This is a genomic window from Streptomyces sp. NPDC057428 (assembly GCF_042803195.1).
Taxonomy (GTDB): Bacteria; Actinomycetota; Actinomycetes; order Streptomycetales; family Streptomycetaceae; genus Streptomyces.
The window spans coordinates 76026-88054 of sequence record NZ_JBHVCT010000018.1 but is presented as its reverse complement, the minus strand read 5'-3'; the positions used below and the strand labels follow the sequence as shown (position 1 = coordinate 88054).

Below are 12029 nucleotides of genomic sequence, written 5' to 3'. Positions count from 1 at the left end.
CCGCCGGGACGCCCCGGCGGCCGTTCGCGTTACGTCGACCCTCAGGCCTGGGGCCCTGCGGTGAAGCGTTCCAGCGCCTCCACCACCAGCGCGTGGTCCTCGGCCTGCGGGAGGCCCGAGACGGTGACCGCGCCGATCACGCCCGCGCCCTCCACCGCGATCGGGAACGACCCGCCGTGTGCGGCGTAGACGTCCGGATCCAGCCGGGAGGAGTCCTCGAAGGTGGTGCCCTTGGCGCGGAAACGCGTGCCGACGAGGTAGGAGCTCTCGCCGTACCGCTCCACCACCCTGCGCTTGCGGTCGATCCAGGCGTCGTTGTCCGCGCTCGAACCGGGCAGCGCGGCATGGAACATCTGCTGGCCGCCGCGCCGGATGTCGATGGCGACGGGCGCGTGCCGTTCACGGGCCAGCGTCACCAGCAGGCCGCCCAGAGCGTACGCGTCGTCATAACCGAAGTGCGCGAGCGTCAGACGGCGCTCCTGCGCGATCAGCTCGGAGATGGTCGGAGCACCGGGGTTCATGCGTGCCGCTCCTCGTGGTGGGGGGTGAGAGTGACGGACGTGCCCTCGCGCGCGGAGCGCCGCGCGGCCTCGAGGACCTCCAGCGTGGCCGCTGCCTGCACGGCCGTCACCGGGTTCTCGCCCTTGCCGCGCAGGGCTGCGGCGATCGCGGCGTAGTACGCGGGATAGTCGCCCGGCAGGGTGGGGACGGGATCGCCGCCACCGGTCAGCGGGGACTCGCCCGAACCGATCCGGCCCCACAGCTCGGCCGGCTCCTCGCCCCACGGCGCCCCTGCCCGCGGACGATGACCCTCGCGGAGGGCGGCCTCCTGCGGGTCCAGGCCGTACTTCACGTAACCCGTCTTCGAGCCGAGCACCCGGAAGCGCGGGCCGAGCTGGGCCGTGGTGGCACTGGCGTACAGATGCGAGCGGACACCGTTCGCGTGGGTGATGGCGATGAAGGTGTCGTCGTCCGCGGCGGCGCCCGGGCGGCGCGCATCGGACTCGGCGTACACCTGGACCGCGGGCCCGAACAGCGTCAGGGCCTGGTCGGCCACATGGCTGCCCAGGTCGTACAGCAGCCCGCCGATCTCCTCCGGATCACCCGACTCGCGCCAGCCGCCCTTCAGGTGCGGCCGCCACCGCTCGAAACGGGACTCGAAGCGCTGTACGTCGCCGAGCTCGCCGTTCTCGATCAGGGCGGCCAGCGTGAGGAAGTCGTTGTCCCAGCGGCGGTTCTGGAAGACGGAGAGCAGGAGCCCACGCTCCGCTGCCAGCGCTGCCAGCTCGCGGGCCTCGGCGGCGGTGCCGGCGATCGGCTTGTCCACGACCACCGCAATACCCGCCTCCAGCGCCGCCCTCGCGAGCGGCACGTGCGTCCTGTTCGGCGACGCGATCACGACCAGTTCCAGCTCGTCCGCGCGCGGCCACAACTCGTCGGGCGAGGCCGCGAACCGTACGTCGGGGAACTCGGCGCGGGCCTGGGCCCGGCGTTCCTCGCTGGAGGTGACGACCGTGTCGAGGACGAGGCCCTCGGTCGCGGAGACCAGCGGGGCGTGGAAGACGGAACCCGCCAGGCCGTAGCCGACGAGCCCGACGCGGAGAGGAGCGAGGGCAGTCATGCGAACCACTTAAGCAACGCTGTTGCCAAAGTGCAAGCGATAGGCACAATGGTGCGGTGAACAGGAGCAGCAGCAGGAACGGCGGGGCGAACCTGCCGGCCCTGCGCCACCACAACGCCTCGCTCGTGCTCGACCTGCTGCGCACCGCCGGTGAGCAGGGCATCAGCAGGCTGGAGCTCGCCGAGCGCACCGGACTCACCCCGCAGGCCGTCAGCAAGATCACCGCCAGACTGCGGTCGGAGGGCCTCGCCGCCGAAGCCGGCCGCCTCGCCTCAACCGGTGGCAAGCCCCGCACCGTGCTGCGGCTCGTCCCCGACGCCGGATACGCGGTCGGACTGCACCTGGACCGCGACGAACTCACCGCGGTCCTGGCCGACCTGGCCGGCACGACGGTGGCGATCCGCACCTTCCCGCTCGGCCTCGGAGCCCCCGCCCCCGATGTCCTGGCGACGGCGGCCCGCGCGGTGCAGACGGTACGTGCGGACGTCCCCCGGACCGAGGACCGACGGGTCTTCGGCGTGGGCGCGGCGCTCCCCGGCCCGCTGGACCACCGCGAGGGCGTGCTGCACCGGGTCACGGGCTTCCCCCGGTGGGACGGGTACCCGCTGCGCGACGCCCTCGCCGAGCACACGGGGCTGCCCGTCGTCGTCGACAAGGACACCAACGCCGCCGCGCTCGGCCTCGCCCTGCGCGAACCCGCCGACGCCGACTTCGCCTATCTCCACCTGGGCACCGGCCTCGGCGCCGGGCTCGTCCTCGGCGGGACGGTGCACCGCGGAGCGCGTACCGGTGCGGGCGAGTTCGGGCACCAGACCCTGCAGCTGGACGGTCCGCCGTGCGACTGCGGCGGGCGCGGCTGCATCGAAGCCCTCTGCCTCGCCGCCGCAGCCCGCGGGGACGTCGCCGAAGCGGCCCGGGTCCTCGGCGCGGGAGCCGCCAACCTCGTCGGGCTGCTCGACATCGACCGGGTCGTCCTCGGCGGCCGTACGGTCGCCGCCGACGAGGACGCCTACGTGAACGGGGTCCGCGCGGTCATCGAGGAGCGCGCCCGGCGGGAGGGCACGGGCACCCCCGTACCCGTCACCGTGGCCGGCGGCGGCGACCGCCCGGTCGCCGAGGGAGCCGCGCACCTGGTCCTCGCCCCGCTCTTGGGCCGGGCCGGGGAGGACGGCGGCGCACCCGCCTGAACCGAGGCGGAGCGTGCGGGGTGCCGGAACGAGGTTCGTACCGCCCCCTCCCACGCCGCCGGTCGGGCGGACTTCGACGCCCGAACGGGCGGTGTACGTCGTCCACGGGTGGCTCCCCCCGTGCCCGCGTGGCAGCGTCGGGCACTGACACGCGGGTGACGGTTCCGGCGTCCGGCCGTGCACGACAGCGTCGCCGCAGCGGCCGGTGGCCCCTCCGCCCCGAACGTTCGCGAGCAGCAAAGGGTGACCCCCTATGCCCACCAGACCACCCGCACGACTGCGCGACGGCCGCGCCCTCACCCGGCTCGGACTGGCCGCGGGCCTCGTCGTCCCGGCCGGCCTCCTCGGTGTGCCGGCCGCCATCGCCATCCCGGTCACGGCGCCCGCCGCGACCGGCGCCGTGGTCGCCGGGCCCGACCTGCCCGGGTGCGGCGATCCGCATGCCGAGGACTTCCCCATCGAGACCCGGATCCACGGCGGCCCCGACACCTACGCCTCCGGCGGCGGCTACGGGACCTGGTACCTCGACCTGACCAACACCACGGCCGAGGCGTGCCGCTCCATCCACCCGGTCCTGGTGCTCACCGACGAGGAACGGAAGCTGACGGCCGAACAGATCCAGCTGGAGTTCACCGAGCGCGCCCACCCCGACGAGGAACACCGGGTGAGCTGGGAGTCCACCGACCGCGACGAGCAGATCGGCGTCTTCGGCAGCGGGGAGCAGGGCGACGACTTCCCCGGCTTCACCGTCCCGGCGAAGAGCACGGTCACCGTCGAAGTCCGGATGGCCTTCACCTCGGACACCCTGCCGGGCAAGGTCACGGCCCACGCGGCCATCGTCCAGCGGCGCACCGCCCAGGACGACCCGGGGGCCGAGGGCGAGCCCGCCGACGGCGAATGGGTGGGGGAGTCGGCGGCGTACACCTTCGCCGTCGTCGACGGCGGCACCGAGGCGCCCGCGGACACCCAGGGCAAGCGCGAGGGGACGGGCGACCAGCTGCCCGAACTCGCCCGCACCGGCCACGCGCGGGCGCTCCCTGCCGGTCTCGCCGCCGGGGCGCTCGTCCTCGCGGGAGGCGCGGCCATGGTCCTCGCGCGACGGCTGCGGGCGGTCCGCCGGTGATCCCTACCGGAGGTCCCCCCTGATCAAACGGTTCCTTCCGGCGGAGCGGGCAGCCTAAAATCGGGACGTCGGCGCTGCACAGCGCGGTGCCGCCGGCGTCCAGCACCCCGAGCGCACAGCGCCTACGGCAGGAGCCCGTCACATGGCAGAGCGCAAGCCGATCGAATCCTGGCTGACCGACATGGACGGTGTCCTCATCCACGAGGGCACACCGATCCCCGGCGCCGACGCCTTCATCACGCGGCTACGGGACTCCGGTCTGCCCTTCCTGGTCCTCACCAACAACTCCATCTACACCGCCCGCGACCTGCACGCGCGCCTCAAGCGCATGGGCCTGGACGTGCCCGTGGAGAACATCTGGACCTCCGCCCTGGCCACCGCCCAGTTCCTGGACGACCAGCGGCCGCGTGGCACGGCGTACGTCATCGGCGAGGCCGGGCTCACCACCGCGCTGCACGACATCGGCTACGTCCTCACCGACCACGAGCCCGACTACGTCGTCCTCGGCGAGACCCGCAACTACAGCTTCGAGGCGCTCACCAAGGCGATCCGGCTGATCAACGACGGCGCCCGCTTCATCTGCACCAACCCGGACGAGACCGGCCCGTCCGCCGAGGGCCCGCTCCCCGCGACCGGCTCGGTCGCCGCGCTGATCACCAAGGCCACGGGCAAGGCGCCGTACTTCGCCGGCAAGCCCAACCCGCTGATGATGAGGACCGGCCTCAACGCCATCGGCGCGCACTCCGAGACCTCGGCCATGATCGGCGACCGGATGGACACCGACGTGCTCGCCGGTCTGGAGGCGGGGATGAAGACCTTCCTGGTCCTCACCGGTCTCACCACCATGGCGGACGTCGACCGCTATCCCTTCCGGCCGTCCACGGTCGTCGACTCGATCGCCGACCTGGTCGACCTGGTGGACCTCCCGCTGCCGTAACCCGACCGGCCGACTGCGGATGCGGGATGCGGCCCCACGCGTGAACCTTCCTATCAGGAGGTTTACGATGCGTTCACTGCCCATCACGTTCTGTGCCGCAGTCGCGGCCGCGACGATAGCCCTTCCCGCGTCCGCCGCCCTGGCCGAGTCGAAAGCCGACGACTCCAGGGAGAAGCGCTCCGGCACGGTCTCCGTCGACCCGTCCCGCGTCTCCCCGGGCGGGGAGGTGGAGCTCTGGGTCGACGTCTGCGGCAAGGGCAGGTCGGCCCGGGGCAACTCCGAGGCGTTCGCCTCCGAGGCGCACTTCGCCCCGGCCGGAGGGAAGGGCCTCTTCGCGACGGCCCGGATCCGCTCCGACGCCGCGCCCGACGACTACGAGATCTGGGTGACCTGCAAGGACGGCCACGGCAAGGCCACCGGCACGGTCACGGTCCTGCACCACAGCCGCCCCTCGCCCGTCGCCCCCGTCCGGGCCGGCGGCGGAGGCGCCGCCGCACTCGCCGAGAAGGCCGCGTCCGAGGGCCCCGGCACCCGGCACGCGGTGATCGGACTCGGACTCGGCGCCGTCGCCGCCGTGGCCGTCGCGTTCCGCAGCACGCGCCGCCGCCGTCCGGCGCAGCACTGACATGACCGCCACGGAACGCCCCGCCGGAACCGGACGCCTGCTCACCGGTGTCGCATGGGCCGTACTCCTGCTGGGACTGTGGCTGTGGGGCCGCGCGGCCACCGCCGGGAACTCCGCCCCCACGACCGGCGACGTCGCCGCGGTCGGACGCCCCCTGGGCGTCCCGCTGCCCCCGGCCCACGACCCCCTCGACGGGGCCGCGCCGCAACGGGTCGAGATCCCCTCCGTCGGGATCGACGCGGACATCGTGCGGCGAGGCCTGGACGGCGAAGGGGCGATCGAGCCACCCCCGTTCGCCGCACCGAAGGACGTCGGCTGGTACGCCGACGGTACCGAGCCCGGGGCCGAGGGCGCCGCGATCTTCGTGGGCCACGTGGACACCGAGACGAAGCCGGCCGTCTTCTACGGACTCAGCGCGGCCCGGCCCGGCGAGAAGGTCCGGGTGAGCCGGTCCGACGGGAAGGTCGCCGAATTCACCATCGACGACGTCCAGGTCTTCACCCGGGAGCGCTTCGACGCGCAGAAGGCGTACGGGCCGCGTGAGGACGGGCGGGCCGAGCTCCGCCTGATCACCTGCGGCGGGACGTACGACCACGAGGCGCACGCGTACACGGCCAACGTCGTCGTCTCGGCCTACCTGACGGACGAGAAGAGCGGCCGGAAGAGCCGCGCCTGAGAGGTCCGGTGTCCGCAAGCCCGGAGCCGACCCGGCCCGGCCGGCGCCCGCTACCCCTCGGAGCCGCCGACCGGGCCGGTCCTCCACCACGCCGTCCCGGCCGCGGGAGTGACCCGGCTGCGTGGGAGGTCGGGCCGTTCGTGCCGACACTGTAGGCCGACCGCCCCGCACGGCCCAGTGATTTTCTGGCAGGTTGTCCGGATCCGGACGGGAGCGTCCGGCGTCCGGATCGCTGTGCATGGACGGACCCGACGGGCAGTACGTGGGGGTGGCCGCATGCGCCCTGGGGGCGCCCCGCGCCGAACGGAAACATGAGCAAGGCCCCTTCACGCTGAGTGAAGGGGCCTTGCTGTTGCGTGCGCCGTCAGGGACTCGAACCCCGGACCCGCTGATTAAGAGTCAGCTGCTCTAACCAACTGAGCTAACGGCGCCTGCTGACCTGGAGAACTTTACCCGATGGGCGGGGGTGCTCCTGACCAATTCCTGACCCCTCGGCCTGTCGCATGGTCGTTTTGTCCCTTTAGTCGGTCAACATGAGTTATGCCGGGAAAGTTGAGTCGCGGAAGCTCTGGACGACTGCCGAGGGAAGAGGAGTAGTCGCATGTCTGTGCCGGTCTTCGAGGAGTACCAACCCGCCCCCGACTGCGGATGCGCGGGGTGTGCCCAGGGACGGCGTAAGGCCGCCACGCTGCCCGTACGGTACGGAGGTCATCCCGCGGCGCACGGTGTGCGACGGGCCCTGGTGCTCGTCACCGCGGCGGGCATGGTCCTGTCCTGCGGGGCGGACGAGGCCGCCGCGGTCGCCGCGGGCCGGGACACCCTGGCCGATGCGTCGGCCGATCCGCAGCCGGTCACCCCGCAGGGATCGGTGGGGCCCCTGAACAGCGGCGGAGTCCCCGGGCCGCCCTCCGCCCCCGGCACGTCCCAGCGCACCACGACCCGCGCCGACATCATCAACCGGGCCAAGAAGTGGGTGACCGCGAACGTCCCGTACGACATGGAGGCGTACTGGTCGGACGGGTACCGGCAGGACTGCTCCGGCTTCGTGTCGATGGCCTGGGACCTCGGCAGCAACGAATGGACCGGCAGCCTCGCCACCTTCGGCACGAAGATCGCCCGGGCCGACCTGCAGCCCGGTGACATCCTCCTCTTCCACAACCTGGCCGACCCCGCGGTCGGCTCCCACGTCACGGTCTTCGGCGGCTGGAGCGACCACACGCACAGCCACTACGTGGCCTACGAGCTGACGCGCCCGAACGCGCGGAAGGCGACGACGCCGATGGCGTACTGGAGCAACTCCTCCAAGTACGTGGCCTACCGCTACAAGGGCATCGTCAGCGGCTCCAGCGACGGCGGGTCCGCGACCGCGTTCCCCGGCGCGGGGAAGTTCGGCCCGGGCGCCGACAACGCCCAGGTGACACGGCTCGGCACGCTGCTCATCGCCCAGGGCGGCAAGCGCTTCTACAAGCAGGGCGCGGGGCCGCGCTGGGGCGACGCGGACAAGCGGGCGACGCAGGCGTTCCAGTTGGCGCAGGGGTGGAAGGGCAAGGAGGCCGACGGCGTCCCCGGCCCGCACACCTGGCGGCTGCTGCTCGCCGGCACGGGCAAGAGGATCCCCGCCGAAGGAGCCGGCGGCAGACCCAGTGGGACCGATGCGTACCCGGGCCGGAGCTTCTTCGCCCCCGGCCGGTCCAACGCCCACATCCAGAAGCTCGGCACACGCCTGGTGAAGAAGGGATATGGCAAGCACTACGCCACGGGCCCCGGGCCGGACTGGACGGAGGCGGACCGCCGCAACGTCGAGGCGTTCCAGCGGGCCCAGGGCTGGAGCGGCGGCGCGGCGGACGGATACCCGGGGCCGGAGACATGGCGCCGGCTCTTCGCGTGACGGCTGAGGTGACGGAACGGACATGACGGGAGCGGGAATGCGATCCACGGAGAACGTACGGGGCGAGTGGGACGAGCTGGGTGAGAGGGCCGCGCGGGCTGTCCTGCCCGGACCCGTCCCGGGTGATCCGGCGGCCGGGACACCGGGCGGTACACAGTCTGCGGAGGCTGACGCGCGAATCGACGTCCCTCGGGTGACGGAGAACACGCCCTGCGGTGCGTCGCCGGCGGCGGAGCGGGGCCCGGCGGCGGCGGAACCCGCACCGGCACCCGTGCCCGAACAGGTACGGGAGAAGCCGGACGCGCCGGAGTCCGCCTGGGGGTTCGGCGCGGCCCCTGGTGAGGCCGGCTGCACGACGGTGGACGTCGAGGACATCCCGGCCGACCTGGGGCCCGCGCTGGACGCGGTGGCGGGGGTGGGCAGAGGTTCGGGCGGCGCCCACCTGGACCTCGGCCCCGCACTCGACCTGGTGCCGGCCCCGCACGACGAGCCGGCACCGAAGGTGAAGCCCCGGTGGGGTTCGGGGCCGGTGGTGGAGTCCAGGCCGGTCGTGGGCCCGGTGGCGGACGTGGCAGCTGAGCCGCAGGGACGTTTGAAGCCCAGGTGGGGAGCGGGGCCCGCGGGGGATCCGCAGCCGAGGTGGGGCGGGCCGCTGGGCGAGAGGTGGCCGGCCTGGGGAGCGCGGCGCTCGTCGGACCCGGCGCCGGCGTGCGAGGCCGAACCGCTGCAGGACGCGCCCGAGGCGGGCGTGCCGGTGCCGCACCCGGCGGTGGATGTCGTACCGGTGCCGGACGACGTACCGGTGGCCGATGCCCTGCCCGCGCCCGACGGGGATTCCGCGGCCGTCGTGGTGACGGATGCCGAGCCGGCGCAGGAGGCGACCGCTGCGGAGGTGGTGAGCCTGGAGGCCGAGCCGGTGCCCGCTCCGGACACGGTGATTCTCGCCGGGTCTCCCGAGGGCCCGTACGCGCCGTACGGTGATGCCGCCCTGCTGTCCGAGGACGCTGCCCGGCAGGGCGAGGAGGTCCGCGCCCCGGTGACGATGACGGTGGGGGCCGCGGACCCCGTCGCCTGGTGGGGTGCGGGGCGCCGGCATCCCGTCATCAGTACCGAGACGACGGCGCCCATCCCCGTCCACCTGCTCTTCCGCGACGACGGTCACGGCGGCGGCCATGCCGCGACGGGCGGCACACAGCGGTCCGGTGTGCGGCGCCCGCCGATGCCGCGCTCGCCGCAGATGCGGAGGTCCGGCCGGCCCGCACCGCTCGCCGACCCGCGCCTCGCAGAGCGGCCCGGGCCCGCGCTGCCGGGCTGGTCGGCGTTGCTCACCGCCGTGGCCGGCACCGTCGCGAGCCTGGCCGTGCTCTGGTGGCACGGCGTACTGCCGGCCGCGGTGCCGGGCCGGCTCGGGATCGGGGCGCGCCCGTACGACGGTATGGGCACCTGGGCCTGGGCGCTGATCGCCCTGCTGGTGACCGTGGTGCTCCTCGCGCTCGGCGGCCTCGGGAGGGGACGGGTCGGGCACGCCTCGGTGCTGACGCTCTTCGGGGGCTACCGGGGCAGCGTCCGGCGCACCGGGCTCCTCTGGATCTCCCCGCTCCTGCTGCGGCGCCGCGTCGACGTACGGCTCCGGCACTGGCGCAGCGAGCCGCTGCCCGCCGTGGACGCGAGCGGCACCGCGCTGCGGGTCGTCGTCCTCGTCGTCTGGCGGGTGAAGGACACGGTGCGCGCCTTGCTCGGCGTCGCTGACCACGAGCGCTATCTGCGTGACCAGGTCGAGGCGGCGCTGGCGCGGGTGCTCTCGCAGCTCCCGGCCGACGCCTTCCACGAGGACACCCGCACCCTGCGCGACGCGGAGGTGGTGGGCGACGCGCTGACCCGGATGCTGAAGGCGGACTGCGACCCCGTGGGCATCGAGGTGTACTCCGCCCAGCCGACCGGGATCGAGTACGCACCCGAGGTCGCGGCCGCGATGCAGCGGTGCCGGGTGGCGGCCATCGACGCGAAGCACCGGGACGGGGTCCTCAGCGCCGTCGTCGACGCGGTGGACGACACCGTGGGCCGGCTGACCGCGCGCGGCATCGTCGAGCTCGACGGCTACGAACACAAGGCACTGGTCAGGGATCTGACCGTGGCTTTCTACACCGGCCGAAGCGGCGGCGAGGGGGCCTGATCCCTTCCGCCCGCCCGGCGGTGTGCGCTGAAACCCGGTCCACATTGGTCTGGACATGTTCATGGCGTGTCAATAATCTGGACTTGGTCCAGACCGCAAGAGTGATGCGCGCAGCACGGCTCGGATCATCCCCAGAACATCCCCCCCGTTCTCGAGGAGCGACACAGCATGCGGAAAAGGGCAAGCGCCGCCGTCATCGGCCTGGCGATAGCCGGCGTATCCATGTTCGCGACCGGCAGTGCGAGCAGCCACGGGTACACGGACACACCCATCAGCCGGCAGAAGCTCTGTGCCAACGGCACCGTCACCAACTGCGGCAACATCCAGTGGGAGCCGCAGAGCGTCGAGGGACCCAAGGGCTTCCCGGCGGCAGGACCTGCGGACGGCAAGATCTGCTCCGGCGGAAACAGCCAGTTCGCCCAGCTCGACGACCCGCGCGGTGGCGGCTGGCCCGCCACCGAGGTCACCTCCGGGCAGGGTTACAGCTTCCGCTGGCAGTTCACGGCCCGCCACTCCACGAGTGACTTCCGGTACTACATCACCAAGAACGGCTGGGACTCCACCAAACCGCTCACCAGGGCCGCCCTGGAGTCGCAGCCCTTCATGACGGTGCCGTACGGGAACCAGCAGCCCCCGGCGACGCTGACGCACCAGGGCTCGATGCCGACCCAGAAGACCGGCAAGCACATCATCCTGGCCGTCTGGAACGTCGCGGACACCACCAACGCGTTCTACGCGTGCTCCGACGTGCAGTTCTGATCCAGCACAACGCACAGTGGGCGGTCTCCTCGGAGGGAGACCGCCCACGGTGGTGTCTGTGCGCCGTCAGGGACTCGAACCCCGGACCCGCTGATTAAGAGTCAGCTGCTCTAACCAACTGAGCTAACGGCGCCGGCTGACTCGAAAATAATACCTGGCCGCCAGGGGTGCTGATGACACCCGCCTTCGCCCTGGGCGGCAGGGCGGCGGCGCGTGATCCGGCCGCGGTCAGAGGGCGAGCGACAGCAGCACGGGCGCCGCGCGCCGGTTCAGCGTGGCCGCGGCGGCGCGCAGCCGGTGCGCGTGCTCGATCGGGAGCGACAGTGCCAGGCACCCCGCCGAGGACCCCGCCGTCAGGGGGACCGCGGCGCAGACGGTGCCCACGGCGTACTCCTGGAGATCGAGTACGGGCACCGTCGCCGGCTGGCTGTCCAGTTTCGAGAACAGCACCTTCTCGTTCGTGATCGTCCGGGACGTCAGCCGCGCGATCCGGTGCCGGGAGAGGTGGTCGCGCCGACCGTTCTGGTCGAGCTGCGTCAGCAGGCACTTGCCTATCGCGCTGGCGTGCGCCGCCGAGCGGAAGTCCACCCACTCGTTCACCGCGGGGGTGCGCGGTCCGTCCGCCACCTGCGTCACGCGGATCTCGCCGTCGACGTACCGGCTGACGTAGACCGCCGCGCCGACCGAGTCCCGGAGCTGCACCAGGGTCTGCTGGAGTTTCGCCTCCAGGGCCAGCCTGCGGGCCGATCCGGAGCCGAGTTCCAGGAGTGAGGCCCCGATGACGTACGCCCCGTCGGCGACCTGCTCGACGTATCCCTCACGGCGCAGGGTCAGCAGGAGGGGGGCGAGGTGCCCGGTGGGCAGTCCCGTCTCACGCGAGAGCTGGGCGTCGGTCACGCCGTCACCGTGCGTGGAGACCGATTCGAGCACGCGCAGGGCGTACTGCACCGAATGGAACGGTGCTTTCGGCTCCGGCTTCAACGCCACGGGTTCCCCCTCAGGTCCTCTGCCAGGTCGTGACCGCAAGCTCCCGCCCCACG

At 72.9% G+C, this 12029-nt stretch carries 11 protein-coding genes and 2 tRNA genes; 8 read left to right on the top strand and 5 right to left on the bottom strand.

The genetic code is table 11. The annotated features are described in order from the left end of the window. Positions 1-41: 41 nt before the first annotated feature. Positions 42-521, bottom strand: coding sequence for a heme-degrading domain-containing protein (locus ACFU5K_RS10330; RefSeq protein ID WP_384058824.1), 480 nt, complete (start codon positions 519-521; stop codon positions 42-44). After that, positions 518-1621, bottom strand: a complete 1104-nt coding sequence (locus tag ACFU5K_RS10325) for a Gfo/Idh/MocA family oxidoreductase (protein WP_384058822.1) — start codon at positions 1619-1621, stop codon at positions 518-520. The genes ACFU5K_RS10330 and ACFU5K_RS10325 overlap by 4 nt, the downstream gene beginning before the upstream one ends. 56 nt (positions 1622-1677) lie before the next feature. Between ACFU5K_RS10325 and ACFU5K_RS10320 the strand changes: the two genes are divergently transcribed. From ACFU5K_RS10320 to ACFU5K_RS10300, 5 genes are all read left to right on the top strand, one after another. Next, on the top strand, positions 1678-2808 hold the full coding sequence (locus ACFU5K_RS10320) for an ROK family protein (RefSeq protein ID WP_384058820.1): 1131 nt from the start codon (positions 1678-1680) through the stop codon (positions 2806-2808). Positions 2809-3061: 253 nt separating this feature from the next. Continuing rightward, complete coding sequence (locus ACFU5K_RS10315; RefSeq protein ID WP_384058818.1) at positions 3062-3931, top strand: hypothetical protein; 870 nt, start codon at positions 3062-3064, stop codon at positions 3929-3931. A gap of 142 nt (positions 3932-4073) precedes the next feature. Then, positions 4074-4868: an HAD-IIA family hydrolase gene (locus tag ACFU5K_RS10310; protein WP_384058816.1), complete on the top strand. Its 795-nt coding sequence runs from the start codon at positions 4074-4076 to the stop codon at positions 4866-4868. A gap of 67 nt (positions 4869-4935) precedes the next feature. Then, entirely contained in the window at positions 4936-5493 is a 558-nt protein-coding gene (locus tag ACFU5K_RS10305; protein ID WP_384058814.1) for a hypothetical protein, read from the top strand. 1 nt (position 5494) lies between these two features. After that, a complete protein-coding gene (locus tag ACFU5K_RS10300) occupies positions 5495-6169 on the top strand; it encodes a class F sortase (RefSeq protein ID WP_384058812.1) in 675 nt (224 codons plus the stop codon). A 357-nt stretch (positions 6170-6526) separates the two neighbouring features. On the opposite strand, the gene ACFU5K_RS10295 is transcribed toward ACFU5K_RS10300, so the two are convergent. Further along, positions 6527-6600, bottom strand: a tRNA-Lys gene (locus ACFU5K_RS10295). A 170-nt stretch (positions 6601-6770) separates the two neighbouring features. Between ACFU5K_RS10295 and ACFU5K_RS10290 the strand changes: the two genes are divergently transcribed. The 3 genes from ACFU5K_RS10290 (at position 6771) to ACFU5K_RS10280 (ending at position 10989) form a co-directional block, all read left to right on the top strand. Continuing rightward, positions 6771-8057 (top strand): peptidoglycan-binding protein, encoded by a 1287-nt coding sequence (locus ACFU5K_RS10290; protein WP_384058810.1) that lies wholly within the window; start codon positions 6771-6773, stop codon positions 8055-8057. Between the two features lie 37 nt (positions 8058-8094). After that, a complete protein-coding gene (locus tag ACFU5K_RS10285) occupies positions 8095-10230 on the top strand; it encodes an SPFH domain-containing protein (RefSeq protein ID WP_384058808.1) in 2136 nt (711 codons plus the stop codon). Positions 10231-10398: 168 nt separating this feature from the next. Then, positions 10399-10989, top strand: coding sequence for a lytic polysaccharide monooxygenase (locus ACFU5K_RS10280; RefSeq protein WP_384058806.1), 591 nt, complete (start codon positions 10399-10401; stop codon positions 10987-10989). 59 nt (positions 10990-11048) lie between these two features. Here the strand turns inward: ACFU5K_RS10280 and ACFU5K_RS10275 are convergent. Together ACFU5K_RS10275 and ACFU5K_RS10270 are read right to left on the bottom strand one after the other, a co-directional pair. Continuing rightward, positions 11049-11122, bottom strand: a tRNA-Lys gene (locus ACFU5K_RS10275). 95 nt (positions 11123-11217) lie between these two features. Next, positions 11218-11976 (bottom strand): IclR family transcriptional regulator, encoded by a 759-nt coding sequence (locus tag ACFU5K_RS10270; protein ID WP_384058804.1) that lies wholly within the window; start codon positions 11974-11976, stop codon positions 11218-11220. Positions 11977-12029 lie beyond the last annotated feature (53 nt).